The sequence below is a fragment of the Thermococcus indicus genome (genome assembly GCF_006274605.1).
In the GTDB taxonomy this organism is placed as follows: Archaea; Methanobacteriota_B; Thermococci; order Thermococcales; family Thermococcaceae; genus Thermococcus; species Thermococcus indicus.
Window position 1 is genome coordinate 330486 of sequence record NZ_CP040846.1, and the last position, 15465, is coordinate 345950.

Here is a 15465-nt window from a genome sequence, read left to right on the forward strand (position 1 = left end):
TTCGTCAGGGGTCATAATCCTTCGTAGATCAGTTTAAGCCGGTAGGCGTGTTTTAGCTCCTCCCCGGCCATCATTTTGAATATATGGCTTAAGGAACCGTCCAGGATCTCTGCCAGCCTTGTGTAGATCTCGTAGGCGTGCTTCTCCCTCACGAGGGCCTCCAGAATCAGCTCCTCGAGGCTCTCGGGTTTTGCCCTCCCATCACCCAGCATCGGCTCGAGGGACAGGGAATCGAGGTAGTCTATGACCGCGGTTCCCTCCAAACTGCCCTCGGCGAGCATTGCCTCGAGGGTTCTCCTGTGCCTCAGCTCCTCCTCAGCCATCAGCTGAAACGTCTCTACCAGATCGGGCCTCCCGAAGGTGGCGAAGGTCTCGCCGAGCTTGTGAAGGTTGTAGAGCTCGTTCTCCTGCCATATGAGCCTTTCAAGGAGTTCCCCGAGTCTCATTCCGATGCCCCCACGAAGGTCTTCAGGTAGTCGAGGAGTTCCTTAACGCTGGGGAGGACGAGGTCTGGTTTTATCCCAGTTTCTTCAATGTCCTTTAGCGTGTTTACGCCCGTCAGAACCATCACCGCCTTCATGCCGAAGCGTTTGGCGAAGACGATGTCGGTGTCGAGCCTGTCGCCGACCATCCATATTTCACCAACGTCCCCGAACCCCATCAGCCTCTCCCTGGCCACCTCGAAGGCAGGTTCGTTTGGCTTGCCTATTATCAGGGGCTCGACGTCGGTTGAGGCCCTCAACGCGGCTATTATCGCCCCGGCCCCGGGGTGAATACCGTCCTCCGCGGGGTACGTTGTGTCGGGGTTGGTGCCTATGAACCCGGCGCCGTTCCTTACCGCCAGCGTGGCGTACTTTAGCTTCTCGTATGTTAAATTCGGATCGAGGCCGACGACGACGTGTTTGACCTCTCTCCATCCTCCGTTTCTGGCTTCATCGACGCCAACGATCCCCCATCCGAGGCGCTCCATTTCCCTGAGCAGCCCTTCCCCGCCGATGACGAAGATTTTCCCAGGTTTGAGGTGCTTTTCCATGTAGAGCCTCGTTGCCAGGCCGGAGGTTACTATCGCCTCCTCGGGGACGTCTATGCTCATCGAGATGAGCTTTTCCCTGTACATGGAGGGGTCCCTTGTGGAGTTGTTGGTGAGGAAGATGAACGGAATGCCCGCCTCCTTCAGGAATTCTATCAGCTCCCTTGCACCGTCAACCGGTTTGTTTCCCCTGTAGAGAACGCCGTCCATGTCGAAGATCAGGCCGATTTTTCTCCGCATGAAAAAAGAATGGAGTTGGGGTTTAAAAGCTCACTGCTCCGCGCTTACCGTCAGGTTCACCTTTACCCCGTCCGTCTGGCATTCGTTCCCAACGGTCTTGGGCAGGGCGAAGCGTATCCTTATCCTCATGGTTTGTCCCGGGGTTAAGGAACCCCTGAAGATTGGGATACTCTTCCCGCTCAGCCTGGCTAAGCTTACCCCCGCGGCTTCCCTCACAGTTTGCTCGCCGTTTGGCCCTTCAACGGTCATCTCCACCACGATGATATTTCTGCTCAGCTCCCCTTCGTCGGGGGTATCATCGATGGACCTCTCGGCGGGAGAAAGCTCGCCCACCTCGTAGTCTTGAACGTGGAACGTCAGGGACACCTTCGATACCGGCACGTCTCCCCTGTTCTTCACGGTGAGAATCACGGTTTCTTCGTCTCCCGGCTTCATGTCGGAGAACTCAAATGCCTTCACGTCCCTGTAGAACCTCGACCCGTCTTTGCTTATCCCTATCGAGAATTCGCCCGTCTCTATGGTTCCCCTGGACGTTACCGCGTCAGTAAAGAGTGCCTTCCCCGCGGTTGTGGCTATGAGGACGGCCAGGATCCCCAAAATAACGATGGCCTTTGGTTTCATACTGACCACCAATAATGGTTATCGCTGGATTTTCGATGGAATTGCTTATAAGACTTTCTATCAACAAAAGAAAAATCGAGATTATTAGAGGTCGTCAGCTGACGCGGACGTTCAGTTTTAAGCTCTGCACTGTGCCGTTTATTGCCTCCAGGATAAGGTTCTTTGCATCCGTTTCTGCGTAGTTTCCGTCGGGCGGCGCGGGGGGAAGCTCTGGAGGTTTATCTTTGAAGAGGAGGAACCAGACCTGCCACTGGCCGGGTTTATCGATGCTGAAGGTGTAGTTGGTCTCGAACTGCGGCGTCCAGTTGCCCTCTATGTTCACGGGGACGTTCGGCAGTGTCACGTTGAACCAGCCTGGCATGGGGTACATCTCGTGGATTAGGGTGGTGTTGGTCGTGTTGTCCCAGGTCAGGTTGACCAGCCAGATCTGGACGTAGTAGGTCACGTTCCTGTGCTCGTGGTTCACTATGCCGATGATTACCGTCCCGTTCTCCCCGACGAACAGGTCTGTGGGGTAGTTGTCAGCTATCCCCTCCGGTCCGAGGATGTAGAACTCGGTGAACGCTTCGCCGGGCTTTGGGTGCGTAACCACGTAGGCGAGGGTCCCGATGGAGGTTATTATGGCGATTATCAGGATGACGGTGAGGGCCTTGTCGAGTTTGCTTGACTCGTCCCATTCGAGTTCTTCCTTTATCTTTTCAATGGTTATCCGGGGTATCCAGGGTTCGATCGCGGTCTCCCTGCGGTAGATTGCGGCGAGGGCGAAGGCGGTGTTGAAGACGGTTAGGCTGACGAGGATGGGGGTGAGCCTTATGCCCCAGGGTGTGTAGTTTAATGCTAATCCTATGAGCGGGACGATGGCTATGCTAAGGCCGAAGCTGAGGGCGAGCCTTTCGAGGTTGTCTAACTCCTTCTTTTCGGGGAATAGTGCGGTTATGAAGACGTAGCCCGGGAAGAACAGAACGAACGCCAGGCCGAGGGCTTTTCTAACGATACTGTCCGGAAAGAACACGATGAGGAAGTCCAGGAACAGTGAGAGGATGATTATTGTGAGCGTGTCCCAGTGTTTTCTCCACTCCATTTCATCCACCCGCTGCTTTTATGGTTTCAACCATCGTGTTAGCCCGAGAGCACCTCGTAGACTTTCTTCAGCACTATGAGGGCGAACAGGAAGATCAGCAGCTCCACGATGGGCTTTATCTCCCCTTTCTTCTCCCTGCTGAGGAAGAGGCCGCCCACCTCGAGCGTCACGAGAAGGCCTATAAGGGTGAGCGTTATGAACACGTCCACGGATTTGACCGCGAGGGCGCTGATCAGGATCCACAGGGAGATGAACAGCACTACCCCGTCCTCTACATCCATTCTTCGACTCCCCCGAGCGTTCTTGCCTGGACTTCGACTCCATACTCCTTCCGTTCGATGCTCTCGGTGACCACGAGCCTGCCCGTTGCTTTGGCCAGTGAGAGCATTATCGAGGAGCAGACTGGACAGGCCACTTGGTCGCAGCCCTCTGGACTGCACTGGAACGCTGGCCTTACCACGACCCTGAATCCCTCTTCCTTTTCCTCGATGTAGACGGTTTTGGCGAGGTTAAGCGCCCTCAGGACCGAGCCAGCGACACTCTCCACGACCTCGGCTCCCGTCCCCTCAAGGGAACCCTCGAAGAAGTCCTCGAACTCCCTCACAAGCTCTAGCCCAGTGGGCCTTATTGAGAGACCCATCTCCCGTTCGTTGCTCACGTTCGTGAGGAAAACCGTCTCGCTGTCCAGCTTTCCAAGGCTGGGTTCGAAGTCCTCGCGCAGGGGAATGAAGGTTCCGCCCTCCGGGAGGTTCTCGTAAGGGGGTATGTAGACGGCCTTTCCCTCCAGGCCGAGATCCTCGACCATCTTGAGGAGGAGCTTTCTGTAGGATTTCATGACCGCCTCAAGACTCTCCCTGTGGACGTAGCCGGGGCTTTTGAACGTGAAGACAACTGCCCCGAGGAAGAGGCCCGCAAGACCTATGTTTATGAGCCCCACTTCTCCCCCGATCGCACCGGCGATGGCCGTTGCCCCGCCGATCACCGCGAGGAGGGCGCTTGCGGCGTTCTTTTCGTTGAGCTCCAGCTCCATCTGCTCACCTCTTTCATCTCCGGGCAAAAATTTAAAACGTTTACCAATCGACGGTGATTGGGGACAATGAGGCGGTTAATAATCCCTGCCCTAATAATCGGTCTGCTTCTTCTAACCTCGCCCCTTGGGCTAGCCCTGGAAAGGCAGGTGCCCGTTGAGGAGTCCCAGCCCAGCGATGGCGGGATTTACGACTTTCTCTCTGTCCTGATCGACCTTTCTGAGTCCCTGACCGGCGCGGTTCTCGATGAGAGCAACGCTTCGCTGGGATACCTTGAGAGGCTGGGGTTTGCGGTCAACGAGACCTCCCGTGAGATGCTGCTCTACAGGGAGAGGGGGGTGAGCACGAGGCTCGATGAATACTTTCCACCTTTCATTGATCTCTACATCGCCATGGTTGATGTTGTTGAGGGTCAGCTTAAGTTCGCTCGGTACTTTCCTATGGTAACCGATGGCAACTCAAGCGCCTACCTCCCGGCGCTCCATGGTGTTGAGCTTGGAATGGAGGGGGTTTCAAGTGCCAGGGATGCCCTGAACGAAATAGCCGGACTCTCCTTCAGAACGTCCTCCGGCAACGTCACCCTGGACACATCGAGACTGGCGGGGAACCTAGACGAAGTGGAGCGGCTGTTCGAACGCTATGAAGCCCTTCTCAGAAGGTACCAGCCCCCGGAGAGCCCGCTCGTTCTCTACGTTTCGGACGACACCCCTCCCGTTGGCTCCAACGTCACCGTCTACGGATTGGCAAGGGGAATGGGCTCGGTCACCCTCCACATGGTTTCCCCAAGCGGTTCCGAGGACATAGCCGGCGTCCTCGTCAGGGACGGTTCCTTCAGCAGGGCCTACACCCTGAGAGAACTGGGCCTTTACATGGTCTTTGCCACGGGCTACCTCAACGGGAGCCCCGTCCGCTCCAACACCGTCGAGATAAACGTAACACGCATTCCAACTAGGATAGTGGCCGGCAACGGGAGCGCCTACATAGGAAGGCCCTTCCAGGTGACGGCGGTTCTTCAGGATTACCTCGGCAGGCCGATCCCCGGGGAGAAGGTCTTTGTTAGAATTCCCGGCGGCACAACGACCCTGCGGACCGACCGGCTTGGCTATCTCCGCTTCAACGTCACCAGCGGTGTGGAGGGTACCCTACACGTTGTCCTGACGTACCCGGGTTCCGAACTCTATGCTCCGAGCAGGGCTAATGTTTCCATCTTCTTCACCCGGTATCCGCTCAGGATAAACCTGGTGGGGCCCGAGAGGGTCAGGGTCGGGCGGAACTTTACAGTTACGGTTAACCTCACCCCCGTTCATCCGGTTCTCATCCGTGTACTCGTCGACAACTCGACCTATGCGGTCGTGAACGCCTCGGCCCCGTTCAACGTCTCCGTGGTTCTCAGTGACGAGGGAACCCACACCATAGCCGCGGTTTTTTCGGGGGACTCGCTCTACGCTCCCTCCCGCTCCAACGTTCTCTCGGTTGAGGCCGTTCCGGGACCGCCCTACCTGCGGTTTGTTCTTGTGGTTGTTGCGACGGTTGGGGCACTGCTCATCTACCGCAGGCTCTCGGGTGGAAAGATCGGTGGGGAGGGCATCACCGACGAGGAGCTGGTGGCCCTTCTCCGTGCGGAGGAGGAAGGCAAAAAGCGCGGCAAGAGACTTAACGAGTACTACCGGCACGTGTACCTCCGTTTGTTGTCCCGCTACAACCTGCGGAGGAGTACCACACCAAGGGAGCTTCTGACGTTCGTCCGGGGAGAACCCTTCGAGGGGCACCTTGAGTCGGCCACCGACTACCATGAGCGCTACACCTACGCGGGGAGGAGGCTCACCGCCGAGGAGATAGTGGACTTCATCCGCTCCACCGCCAACGTTCTCCTTAAGCTCTTTGTGGGGGATGAGCTGTGAGGCGAGTAGTTTACGCGGTACTGCTGGTGGTCGGCCTGTTCCTCGTCATCGCTCCCCTCTCGATCCCCGTGTTCACCAGCAATACCCCGTTCAGCGTGCTCAACACCGGCTGGGACGGTTGTTCCAGGTTTGGAAAGCTCCTCTACGGCACCGCGGATGGGAAGATAGTACCGGTGTTCTCGCCCTTTGATTCCTTCGGGCTGTCCGGCAAAAGGGGAACACTCCTGATCATCGGTCCGGATATGGGATACAGCTCTGCGGAGATAGACGAGATACGGGAGTTCCTGAAGAACGGCGGTACGCTCGTGCTGATGGACGACTTCGGGACCGGGAACGAGATACTCGTCGGCCTGGGCCTGAGCGCTCGCTTTTCGGGCAAGCCCTACCGGGACGTGTTCTACTACAAAAACGAGAACTTTCCGGTTCTGGTGAGGATACTCGACCCTGCCCTGGCCCAGAACGTCAGCGGTGTTATCCTGAACGTGCCGTCCGTTCTCCAGGGCGTTGGGGGTGAGATTTACACGAGCAAGGTGGCGGTGGTGGGGAGCGACTTCTCCCAGTATCCCGTTATGGCGGAGGTTGGTTATGGGGAAGGTAGGGTTATTCTTTTCTCTGACCCGAGCGTTTTCATAAACGATATGTACGGGCTGAATGAGAACTTTATACGGAACTTCGCCGACTACGCCTTTTCGGGGCCGGTCTACATCGACGAGGCCCACCACTCCAACTTCAACCTGTATCAGAGGGGGTACATTACTGTGAGGAGGAGCGCGGACAGTGAGACGATTTTCTACGTCTTCCTGTTCGTTGCGCTCATTGCCCTCTTTGTGGAGAGCGGGCTTGCCTGGCTCGTGGTTGAGAAAACTCTGGCCCTGGTTTCCCGCCTCCTTCCGTCTGAGGCCGGTGAGCCCGTAGAGGCGGTGGTTCGGCGCCTCTCCGAGAGGGGGTACCGTGAGGATATACTCTTAAAGATGGTCCGCGAGATTGAGACGGGTAGAAAACTGGGTGGTGGAAAATGAAGGGTACCGACTTCCTCGAGAAGCTCAAAGATGAGATGCACAACGCCGTTGTCGGCAAGGATGACGTTATAGAGATGCTCGCGATAGCCCTACTGGCGGAGGGCCACGTTATACTTGAGGGAATCCCCGGGGTGGCCAAGACCACAATAGCCAAGAGCTTTGCCCAGGCCATTGGACTGAAGTTCTCCAGGATTCAGCTTACCCCGGATCTGCTTCCCGCGGATATAATCGGAACCGTCTACTACAATCAGAAGACGGGCGAGTTCAAGATAAAGAAGGGCCCAATCTTCGGCAACGTCGTGCTGGCGGACGAGATCAACCGCGCCCAGCCCAAGACCCAGTCCGCGCTGCTCGAGGCCATGCAGGAGGGGCAGGTGACCATAGAGGGCCGCACCCTTAAGCTCCCGCGTCCGTTCCTGGTTATAGCCACGAAAAACCCCCTGGAGTTCGAGGGCGTCTATACGCTTCCGGAAGCCCAGCTCGATAGATTCATGATCAGGGTTAAGGTGGGCTATCCCGACAGGGGGGAGGAGCTTGAGATGCTCCTGAGAAAGGACAGGGGCAAGTTCGTTGAGGTCAGACAGGTCTTCACGGCCAAGCAGGTTCAGGCCCTCATATTTGAGGTCAGGAAGGTCGGCACGAGCGAGCCGGTTCTTGAGTACCTGTACGAAATAATCTCGCGGACGAGGAGCGACGACAGGCTGCTCATCGGTGCCTCCCCCAGGGCTGGTGAGCATCTCCTCTACGCGTCAAAGGCCAGGGCATTCCTCCAGGGCAGAACGTACGTCATACCCGACGATATAAAGGCCGTTGCCGTTAACGTCCTGGCCCACAGGCTCATAGTGAGGGCCGAGTACGAGCTGGAGGGCCTCAAGCCGGAGACCGTCGTCAGGGAGATACTTGACTCCGTTGAGGTGCCTGTATGAAGCGGGAGGACGTGCTGTGGACGCTCGCGGGACTGGGCTTCGTTCATGCCTACCTCACTTCCAACGTCTTCAGCGCGATGTTTGGGATGGGGTTAGTTGCGTACATTCTCCACCACGACTCATCGTTTTCCCCCTCCCTGGAGGCCTCCGTTGAGGTTCCCGGCGAGGTGGAGGAGGGGGAGGAGTTCAGGATCAGAATCCGGCTCAAGAACACCGGGGGCCCGGTGGGGGTGGAGGTCTTTACTGAGACCCCCCGGAAGTCGAATCCCGTCCGGTCCGGCTTTTCCTCGGTCGGGGGGAGTCCAGGGTTGTGGATTATCCCGCCCGGGCCTCCATGAAGGGCATCTACCGCGTCTCGACTGTCCTTCGCCTCTACGATCCGAGCGGCATGTACTTCGAGGAAATCGGGCTGGGGAAGGGGGAGCTGAGGGTATATCCGTCGGTCGATTCGATCCGAGAGGCCGCGAGGGAGGAGGCCAACATCAGGATCGCCCGGAGGATGAAGAAGGGTATCACCTCCGGTATCGACAGCATGGAGGTTCACGGCCTCAGGGAGTACTATCCCGGCGACGACCTCAGGAAGATAGACTGGAAGGCCAGCGCCAGGCTGGGCGAGCTGATAGTTAGGGAGTTCCTCCGCGAAACGGAAAGCCCGGTGTACATAGTTCTCGACGCCACCAGAGGCATGCGGCGGCGCGTGAAGAGGGCCAGGATAGATTACGCCACCAGCCTGGTCCTCTACCTCGCCACGCTCCTGGTGATGAAAAACCGCCGCGTCGGCCTGGTGGTGTACTCCGAGGACGGATTCAGACTCGTTCCCCCCTCCGCTGGGAAGGAGCAGGTAAACCGCATTCGGAACGCTCTGGAGTTCAGACCTGCCCGGGGGAGACCGGGCTTCAGAGCCAGGCTTGGCGAACTCTCCCCCCGGGGCAGGCGCTTCCTCTCGCTCATCTTTCCCCGCAGGAGGGCGGGCCTGGCGGAGGCTCTCCTGGGCATCAAGGGGTCGGCGCATCTCCTCTTAGTTACCGACCTCATGAGCGACACGTCCAGGCTCTACAGGCTGGTCTCAATGCTGAAGAAAAAGCACACAATAGCCATCCTCTCGCCAAACCCGGTGCTCTTCCACCCCGGCCCCCTGGATGAGGAAACCCTTAAAATCCTCTACGAAAGGTACCTTGAGAGGGAGGAACTGATCAGGAAGTTCAACTCCCTGGTACCAACCCTTGATCTCGGGCCCGGGGACTACGCAAGGGAAGTCGTGAGGGAACTGAGATGATGTGGCTCTTCGTTGCCCTCCTCGGTGGACTGGCACTGGGCGCCAGATCGGTTCTCCTGCTGCCCTTGGCCTACCTGGCCTCGTGGAAGCGGCGGGACTGGGGCCTGGCGGTCTACTTCCTGTTCGGTGTTCTGGCCCTCAACGAGGTGCGCATCGGGGACGTCCTCTCCTACGCGGCCGTTAAGGCGGTTTTCTTCCTCATCCTGCCATCCTTCATGGCCCTGCGTGAGATGATGTCCTGGACTTCCCTTCCGAGTCTTCCGAAGGACTACCGCGAGATCAGGCTGGAGAATGCGGTTCCTGCCGTCCTGGTGCTCCTTGGGATGGTCTACTGGCCCCTCTTCCTCGCGGGCGTTCCTCTGCTCCTGTTCTCGGGCGGCGATATGAAGGATTTGATGCCCTCAATACCGCTCCTTGTTGTGGTGACCCTTCCCCTGCTGGCGCTGGCCGCTCTGAGGGTGCTGCGTAATGAACTCTACACGCCGGAGACCCAGGTCGCGCTGCTGGCGGCGTTCTCAATCTTTGCCCTCCTATGGCGCTGGAGGGAGAGAAAAAGGGTGGATTTCAGGCTCTACGGGGATTCGATGTGATGGAGGAGCTCCCGCACCGTTCTCTTCACGGCCCCGTAGCTGTTGAGCCTTGGCCTCCAGCCGGTTTCCTTCGCCTTCTCTATGCTCAGGCGCATGAATTTGACGTCCCCCTTCCAGCCGCGGCCGCCGTCGACGCCGCCGGTGAAGCGGAACTCCGGCTCTAGTCCCATCCCCTCGCTGACTATCTCCGCTATCTCCCTCACCGTTATCCAGTCGTCGTTGCCGAGGTTGTAGAAATCGACCGTTTTATCGCTCCCCCTGAAGTGCTCGAAGATCTTAAGCATTCCATCAACGGTGTCGCTCACGTGGAGGTAGCTCTTCCTCTGGGTTCCATCTCCAAGTATCTCAAGCTCCTCCGGGTTCTTCCTGAGCTTGTTTATGAAGTCGTAGATGACCCCGTGGTTGGAGCGCTCGCCTATGATGTTGGCCAGGCGGAATATCAGAGCTTTGAACCCGAAGGTATGGGTGTAGCCGCTGATTAAAGCTTCGGCGGCCAGCTTTGCCCCGCCGTAGACGCTTATCGGCTCGAGCGGGGCGTAGTCCTCGGGCGTTGGAATCACAGATGCGTCGCCGTAGACCGTCGATGAGCTCGTGAATATGAGGTATTTGGCCTTTGAGTCCCTCATCGCGTTGAGCAGGTTGTAGGTTATCAGCACGTTTGTCTCGTAGAGCAGCTCCGGGCTCTGGGAGCCTATTCTAACCTCGGGGTTCGCCGCGAGGTGGAAGACGGCATCGACGCCCTCAACGGCCTCCTCAACGATCCCCGGGTCCCTCATGTCTCCCTCGATGAACTCAAAGCGCTCGTGGTTCAGCCACCGCCTTATGTTTTCCAGACTGCCCGCACTGAGGTCGTCGAGAACCCTGACCTCCCAGCCAAGCTCCATGAGTTTATCCACCAGGTGTGAGCCTATGAACCCGGCACCTCCCGTTACCAGGACCTTCATTCGTACCACCAAACCTATTGATGTGGTCAGGCTATTAAACTTTGGGGAAAGTTTTTTGTATCCTTCCAGCGGAGTTAACCACATGAAAGTGTACCGTCTCTCGATTCCGGAGCGGGATGCCCTCAAGGAGCGGATAAGGGCGTGCCTTGCGTCCAGGGAGGAGGTTCTCTTCGCGTACCTTCACGGTTCTTTCCTGGAGAACCGTCCTTTTAGGGATATAGACGTTGCGGTTTTTGTGGGGTCAAAACCGGGCCGATTTTATGAGATGGAGCTTGAAGATGAGCTATCAAGGTTAACCGGATTTCCGGTTGATGTGAGGCTGCTGAACGATGCCCCCGTGGAGTTTAGGTTTCATGTTATCGGCGGGGAGCTCATCTTCAGCAGGGACGAAAAGGCCAGGTGTGACTTTGAAGAGAGGACTATGAGGGAATACCACGATTATTCCCACTACCTCGAACTGTACCGGAGGGAGGCCCTTGGAATATGATACCGAAAAGGTAACCCGGCTCATGGTGGAAGCCAGGAACGCACTGGATGCCCTTTATGAGCTTGCGAAACTCCCCCGGGAAGAGTTCCTTGGCAGCAGGCATTACGTTTCGAGTGCCAAGTACAACCTCCTGGTTGCGATCGAGGCGTGCATTGATATAGCGTACCATTTGATTTCAAAAAACCGCATGAGGCTTCCAAGGGATTATGCTGACTCTTTCAGGGTTCTTCAGGAGAACGGAATCCTCGACGGGGAGCTGACCAGACGGCTCATTCTGATGTCCCGCTTTAGAAATCGACTGGTGCATATATATTGGGAAGTTGATGACGAGGTTATCCATTCGATAATAAACGAGAACCTCGGGGACATTGAGGAGTTCCTCACGCGGATTGTGGAAATAATCAAATGATCAACGGGGGGTGTGAAATGAAGATCCTCATAATGGCCGGCGGCTACGCGACGAGGCTGTGGCCCATAACCAAGGACAACCCGAAGGCCCTGCTTCCTGTCGGGAACAGGGTAATCCTCGACTACATCCTTGAGAACGCCATGGAGCTTGGACTCGAGACCTACATCTCCACGAACCGCTTCTTCGAGGCTCACTTCCGCCCCTACGCGGAGGGGCGGGGGGTTGAGCTCATCGTCGAGGACACCCTTCACGAGGAGGAGAAGCTCGGCACGATAGGGGCCATGAAGAAGGCCGTCGATGAGCTGGGCCTTGACGACTACCTCGTCATCGCCGGCGACAACCTCTTCTCCTTCTCCCTGGCTGACTTTCTCAGGGCCTACGACGGCAGGACGCTGATAGCGGTCTACGACGTCGGCGACCTCAACCTGGCGAAGCGCTACGGCGTGGTAGTCCTTGAGGGCGACAGGGTGATTTCCTTCGAGGAGAAACCGGCCCAGCCGCGCTCGACTCTCATAAGCACCGGCGTCTACGTCTTTCCAAAGGCCGTCATGGAGCGCATCGATGAGTACCTCTCCAACGGCAACCGCGATTCCCCTGGCTACTTCCTCCAGTGGCTCCTCTCCAAAGGTGAGCCGGTAAAGGCCTACCGCTTCTCCGAGTACTGGTACGACATAGGCTCCGCCGACAGCTACCTTGAGGCCCTCAAGACCCTCCTGAAGGAGAGTCACGTCGAGGAGATTCAGATAAGCCCCTACGCGAAAATAATCCCTCCGGTCGTCATAAAGAGGGGCGCCAAAATACTCGGCCGCTCCATAATCGGCCCCTACGCCTACATAGGCGAGGGCTGCGTCATCGAGAACTCGGACATAAGCGACTCGATAGTCTTCAGGAACACGGTCATCAGGAACTCGACGATATGGCGCTCCATCATCGACGAGAAGTGCGAGATAAGGAACCTCGAGCTCAGGAAGAGCCTCGTCGGCGGGCACGCGAAGATACAGAGGGGTGAGTGAGACCCTACCCGTTTCGGGTGGGGTCTAATGCTTTTTTGGGAAAGGAATACATCATCTTTCAGACGTGATGTTTTCAGACGACGTTAGAAGGAGTGAGGAGTGCCCCGTCGGAAAGGCTGGAGTTAAGTTCCACTCTTTACGGGCCTTCGCCATTAAATGCAATCCACGACCCCTCACGAATCATGGATCGCGTTTCAGTTCCGGTCCGCAGCCGGGTGAAGCTTTCGCTTCAGTCTCCCCGCGGGACACTCCTCAAATACATGTAGGGTCTTTAACTATATAAATCTTTGCTTTTAATTAAAACAAAATTTTTTTGAAATAATTCGAAATAATTCTGTCCCCGCTGGACCCTTTCCCCACGCTCAACGGAGGTGGGTAACTCATCCGGTGGTTGCGCAACGCTTTTATTACTCTGTGATGGTAGTGAACTGGAGGATAAATTACCGCGAGAGGGGAACTTTAATGGGACGGTGGTTGAGATCTGAAACGGCATCCTTTCTTTACCGGAAGCTCATCGAGCCGAAGTTCGCGGCCACCATCATAGCCGTTATCGCCCTCGTTCTCAGGCTCCTCCCCATGCGCTTTAAGTACCTCCTCGGCTACGACCCTTACTTCCACCTCGCCTACATCAGGTACTCCCTTGAGCGGGGGGAGTGGGTGAACTTCATCACCTACGCTGGGGGGCCGTGGGGGTTCCGGATCACAGGATTCCATCCCTTGGGCCTGTGGATGGCGCCGGCTTATGTTTACAAGTTCCTTTCGGTCTTTGGCGTCTCGCTCTACAACGCCTTCAGGATAACACCCGTCATCTTCGGCCTTCTCACCGTACTGTTCACGTACTTCGCCGTGCTGAGGCTCCACGGCAAAAGGGAGGCCTTCCTCTCTGCCTTCCTCCTGGCGGTGAGCTTCGGCCACGTCTTCCGCTCGATGGCCGGCTACTACCGCGGCGACAACTACATGCTCTTCTGGTACAGCGCGGCGCTCCTTGGAATCGCCGTTCCTCTCTCCCTCAGGGGCCCCCGGTGGAGGAACGCCCGGCTGACCATCTACATCCTTCCGGGAATCTTCGCCGGCCTTTCCGCGGCCTTCTGGCAGGCTTACTACCCAATATTCGCCATCGTTACCGCCAACGCCCTGCTCATCGCGGTTGGTGGCTTCCTTCTCGGGAGGGACAGTTACCTGAGGGACGCGCTGGTTCTCGTAGCCTCCCTGGCCGCCGGCGCCCTTCTGGCAAACTCAATAGGCTCCCACCTCGGGTACGGCATGGTGGGCTCAACCCGCTGGCTCGGGAAGAAACTGGCGGAGGAGCTCGGGGTTCAGTTTGGATTTATCGGGGACCTCTTCCTTTTGCTGTACCTTAAATACATCATTCCCCTAACAGCTGCGGCGGTTCTTGCCCTCCTGGCTCTTTCCAGGCTGGTTCGCGGCAGACGGGCTAGGGGCGCGGTGGTTCTTCTTGGAGCCGCCGCCTCCATCTGGCTTGCTTTCAGATACTACGGCGTCATAAACGATGCCTTCCTCCGTCTGTTCCCCACCAGCCCGATAGCCGAGACTCAGAGAACCTCCTTTGGGGATTGGTGGGAGGCCTACGGCATCGCAGGACTGCTCGTACCGCTGTTCTTCCTGCGCTTCCTTAAACGGCCGAAGATGGGGGATTTTCTCCTCCTGGGCACTGCCATCGTCATGATACCGATGGCCGTCGTCTGGACGAGGTTCCTCTTCATATCCTCCCTCGCAGTAGCCACCATGGCCGGCATCGGGCTGGTGGCCCTCTATGATACGGCGGGTGCTTTGATTGAGGGTGTCCTTGAGAACAAACGAAGATGGCTCTCCGCTGCCCTCCCCCTGCTTCTGGTTGGCGTTCCTGCCATCTCGGCCTATCAGGGAACCAGCACGACCATGGCCGTTCATCCGTTTGTGACGGAGGAGGGGGAGTCCGCGCTGACTTACCTGGGTGAAATCTCCAGCCCCAACGACGTCGTCCTGACCTGGTGGGACCAGGGACACTGGGTGACCTACTACTCGATGAGGCCCCCCGTTGCCCAGGGCGGCCCCAGCGGGTGGGTGGCCAAGTATTATCTGGGACTGGTGAATGAGAAGGGCCTGATGAACGCGGGCGTTGACTACGTCATCGTCTCCTACGACACCCTGACGAAGTTCGGGGCGGTCGTCGATACCGCGGGTGTCTCCTCCGGAGACTACGTCCTGATGGTTCTCCCCTGGGCGGGTTCCTACGGCAACCTCATGGTATTCTCCAGCGGCTCTTACTCGGTCATGGCCGCCCCCGGCGGAGGGGAGTGGGACGTCAAGGTTCGTGCAGGGAAGGGCGTCGTGATACCCGGGAGGGTGTTCGTTGAGAGGGGGGACGTCGTTAGGGAGGTGAACGTCTCGGGAACGCCAAAAGCCGATGCCTACGTTTACATCAACCTGAACTACGGCTACGCCGTTCTGATGAACGGAAAAGCCTTCGACACCCCCCTAGCGCGGCTGATGTTCACCGACGATTACCCAGGGAACTACACCCCCGTGTACTCGGACGGTGGTTACGTTAAGATATTCCGCTTTGAGCACCCGAACGTTGCCGTTGCCGCGGAGAACGGTTCCATCGTTCTCAGGTTCACCAACGCCACCGGAACCGGCCTCGGGATCTACGGCTACCTCGACAACGGCACGCTCGTCTTCAAGAGGTGGTACGGCGTCGGTGGAAAGGATGCGTTTGTGCTCCCGGCTGACATCAACGGGAGCGTCGTCGTGAGGTACGTCTACGTCCGGAAGAAGACGGTGCTGGATAGGGGGGTTTTCAGGATAGACGATGTACTATTTGGTGCAGGTGGTACGGATTAATGTTTCTGATTCCACTATTTTCCGAAATCTTTATATTGTATGTCCCTGCTTAATTA

At 57.4% G+C, this 15465-nt stretch carries 17 protein-coding genes; 10 read left to right on the forward strand and 7 right to left on the reverse strand.

The window, feature by feature from the left end:
• Nucleotides 1-11: 11 nt before the first annotated feature.
• The 6 genes from FH039_RS01665 to FH039_RS01690 form a co-directional block, all read right to left on the reverse strand.
• Nucleotides 12-446 (reverse strand): ferritin family protein, encoded by a 435-nt coding sequence (locus FH039_RS01665; protein ID WP_139679970.1) that lies wholly within the window; start codon nucleotides 444-446, stop codon nucleotides 12-14.
• Nucleotides 443-1270: an HAD-IIA family hydrolase gene (locus FH039_RS01670; RefSeq protein ID WP_139679971.1), complete on the reverse strand. Its 828-nt coding sequence runs from the start codon at nucleotides 1268-1270 to the stop codon at nucleotides 443-445. Before FH039_RS01670 ends, FH039_RS01665 begins: the two co-directional genes overlap by 4 nt.
• Before the next feature lie 30 nt (nucleotides 1271-1300).
• Nucleotides 1301-1891 carry a methyltransferase gene (locus FH039_RS01675; RefSeq protein ID WP_139679972.1) on the reverse strand — a complete coding sequence of 197 codons (591 nt, stop codon included), beginning with the start codon at nucleotides 1889-1891 and terminating at the stop codon, nucleotides 1301-1303.
• A gap of 94 nt (nucleotides 1892-1985) precedes the next feature.
• The gene (locus FH039_RS01680; protein ID WP_139679973.1) at nucleotides 1986-2972 is read right to left on the reverse strand and encodes a DUF1616 domain-containing protein; all 987 of its coding nucleotides are present in this window, start codon (nucleotides 2970-2972) and stop codon (nucleotides 1986-1988) included.
• 38 nt (nucleotides 2973-3010) lie between these two features.
• Nucleotides 3011-3253, reverse strand: a complete 243-nt coding sequence (locus FH039_RS01685) for a hypothetical protein (RefSeq protein WP_139679974.1) — start codon at nucleotides 3251-3253, stop codon at nucleotides 3011-3013.
• Nucleotides 3244-4002, reverse strand: coding sequence for a hypothetical protein (locus FH039_RS01690; RefSeq protein WP_139679975.1), 759 nt, complete (start codon nucleotides 4000-4002; stop codon nucleotides 3244-3246). Before FH039_RS01690 ends, FH039_RS01685 begins: the two co-directional genes overlap by 10 nt.
• A gap of 66 nt (nucleotides 4003-4068) precedes the next feature.
• On the opposite strand from FH039_RS01690, the gene FH039_RS01695 reads away from it, so the two are divergent.
• Genes FH039_RS01695 through FH039_RS01715 form a run of 6 tightly spaced genes read left to right on the forward strand, consistent with a single transcriptional unit; the run spans nucleotide 4069 to nucleotide 9712 of the window.
• The gene (locus FH039_RS01695; RefSeq protein ID WP_139679976.1) at nucleotides 4069-5901 is read left to right on the forward strand and encodes a hypothetical protein; all 1833 of its coding nucleotides are present in this window, start codon (nucleotides 4069-4071) and stop codon (nucleotides 5899-5901) included.
• Nucleotides 5898-6920, forward strand: coding sequence for a DUF4350 domain-containing protein (locus tag FH039_RS01700; RefSeq protein ID WP_139679977.1), 1023 nt, complete (start codon nucleotides 5898-5900; stop codon nucleotides 6918-6920). The genes FH039_RS01695 and FH039_RS01700 overlap by 4 nt, the downstream gene beginning before the upstream one ends.
• Entirely contained in the window at nucleotides 6917-7846 is a 930-nt protein-coding gene (locus FH039_RS01705) for an AAA family ATPase (protein ID WP_139679978.1), read from the forward strand. The genes FH039_RS01700 and FH039_RS01705 overlap by 4 nt, the downstream gene beginning before the upstream one ends.
• Nucleotides 7843-8184, forward strand: a complete 342-nt coding sequence (locus FH039_RS12300; RefSeq protein WP_240703244.1) for a hypothetical protein — start codon at nucleotides 7843-7845, stop codon at nucleotides 8182-8184. The genes FH039_RS01705 and FH039_RS12300 overlap by 4 nt, the downstream gene beginning before the upstream one ends.
• Nucleotides 8181-9122, forward strand: coding sequence for a DUF58 domain-containing protein (locus FH039_RS01710; RefSeq protein ID WP_240703245.1), 942 nt, complete (start codon nucleotides 8181-8183; stop codon nucleotides 9120-9122). The genes FH039_RS12300 and FH039_RS01710 overlap by 4 nt, the downstream gene beginning before the upstream one ends.
• Nucleotides 9119-9712: a hypothetical protein gene (locus tag FH039_RS01715; RefSeq protein ID WP_139679979.1), complete on the forward strand. Its 594-nt coding sequence runs from the start codon at nucleotides 9119-9121 to the stop codon at nucleotides 9710-9712. The genes FH039_RS01710 and FH039_RS01715 overlap by 4 nt, the downstream gene beginning before the upstream one ends.
• Here FH039_RS01715 and FH039_RS01720 read toward each other — a convergent pair.
• Nucleotides 9694-10656, reverse strand: a complete 963-nt coding sequence (locus FH039_RS01720; RefSeq protein WP_139681550.1) for an NAD-dependent epimerase/dehydratase family protein — start codon at nucleotides 10654-10656, stop codon at nucleotides 9694-9696. The two genes, FH039_RS01715 and FH039_RS01720, sit on opposite strands and share 19 nt — an antisense overlap.
• Nucleotides 10657-10738: 82 nt before the next feature.
• On the opposite strand from FH039_RS01720, the gene mntA reads away from it, so the two are divergent.
• From mntA to FH039_RS01740, 4 genes are all read left to right on the forward strand, one after another.
• Complete coding sequence (gene mntA, locus FH039_RS01725; protein ID WP_139679980.1) at nucleotides 10739-11143, forward strand: type VII toxin-antitoxin system MntA family adenylyltransferase antitoxin; 405 nt, start codon at nucleotides 10739-10741, stop codon at nucleotides 11141-11143.
• Nucleotides 11133-11552, forward strand: a complete 420-nt coding sequence (hepT, locus tag FH039_RS01730) for a type VII toxin-antitoxin system HepT family RNase toxin (protein WP_139679981.1) — start codon at nucleotides 11133-11135, stop codon at nucleotides 11550-11552. Before mntA ends, hepT begins: the two co-directional genes overlap by 11 nt.
• 17 nt (nucleotides 11553-11569) lie before the next feature.
• Nucleotides 11570-12565 carry a sugar phosphate nucleotidyltransferase gene (locus FH039_RS01735; RefSeq protein ID WP_139679982.1) on the forward strand — a complete coding sequence of 332 codons (996 nt, stop codon included), beginning with the start codon at nucleotides 11570-11572 and terminating at the stop codon, nucleotides 12563-12565.
• Between the two features lie 417 nt (nucleotides 12566-12982).
• On the forward strand, nucleotides 12983-15409 hold the full coding sequence (locus FH039_RS01740; protein ID WP_240703246.1) for an STT3 domain-containing protein: 2427 nt from the start codon (nucleotides 12983-12985) through the stop codon (nucleotides 15407-15409).
• Nucleotides 15410-15465 lie beyond the last annotated feature (56 nt).

Bases quoted from the DNA above. Each gene is read 5' to 3' on its own strand.
- FH039_RS01665 (WP_139679970.1), bottom strand. From the start codon at position 446: ATGAGACTCGGGGAACTCCTTGAAAGGCTCATATGGCAGGAGAACGAG.
- FH039_RS01670 (WP_139679971.1), bottom strand. From the start codon at position 1,270: ATGCGGAGAAAAATCGGCCTGATCTTCGACATGGACGGCGTTCTCTAC.
- FH039_RS01675 (WP_139679972.1), bottom strand. From the start codon at position 1,891: ATGAAACCAAAGGCCATCGTTATTTTGGGGATCCTGGCCGTCCTCATA.
- FH039_RS01680 (WP_139679973.1), bottom strand. From the start codon at position 2,972: ATGGAGTGGAGAAAACACTGGGACACGCTCACAATAATCATCCTCTCA.
- FH039_RS01685 (WP_139679974.1), bottom strand. From the start codon at position 3,253: ATGGATGTAGAGGACGGGGTAGTGCTGTTCATCTCCCTGTGGATCCTG.
- FH039_RS01690 (WP_139679975.1), bottom strand. From the start codon at position 4,002: ATGGAGCTGGAGCTCAACGAAAAGAACGCCGCAAGCGCCCTCCTCGCG.
- FH039_RS01695 (WP_139679976.1), top strand. From the start codon at position 4,069: ATGAGGCGGTTAATAATCCCTGCCCTAATAATCGGTCTGCTTCTTCTA.
- FH039_RS01705 (WP_139679978.1), top strand. From the start codon at position 6,917: ATGAAGGGTACCGACTTCCTCGAGAAGCTCAAAGATGAGATGCACAAC.
- FH039_RS12300 (WP_240703244.1), top strand. From the start codon at position 7,843: ATGAAGCGGGAGGACGTGCTGTGGACGCTCGCGGGACTGGGCTTCGTT.
- FH039_RS01710 (WP_240703245.1), top strand. From the start codon at position 8,181: ATGAAGGGCATCTACCGCGTCTCGACTGTCCTTCGCCTCTACGATCCG.
- FH039_RS01715 (WP_139679979.1), top strand. From the start codon at position 9,119: ATGATGTGGCTCTTCGTTGCCCTCCTCGGTGGACTGGCACTGGGCGCC.
- FH039_RS01720 (WP_139681550.1), bottom strand. From the start codon at position 10,656: ATGAAGGTCCTGGTAACGGGAGGTGCCGGGTTCATAGGCTCACACCTG.
- mntA (WP_139679980.1), top strand. From the start codon at position 10,739: ATGAAAGTGTACCGTCTCTCGATTCCGGAGCGGGATGCCCTCAAGGAG.
- FH039_RS01735 (WP_139679982.1), top strand. From the start codon at position 11,570: ATGAAGATCCTCATAATGGCCGGCGGCTACGCGACGAGGCTGTGGCCC.
- FH039_RS01740 (WP_240703246.1), top strand. From the start codon at position 12,983: ATGGTAGTGAACTGGAGGATAAATTACCGCGAGAGGGGAACTTTAATG.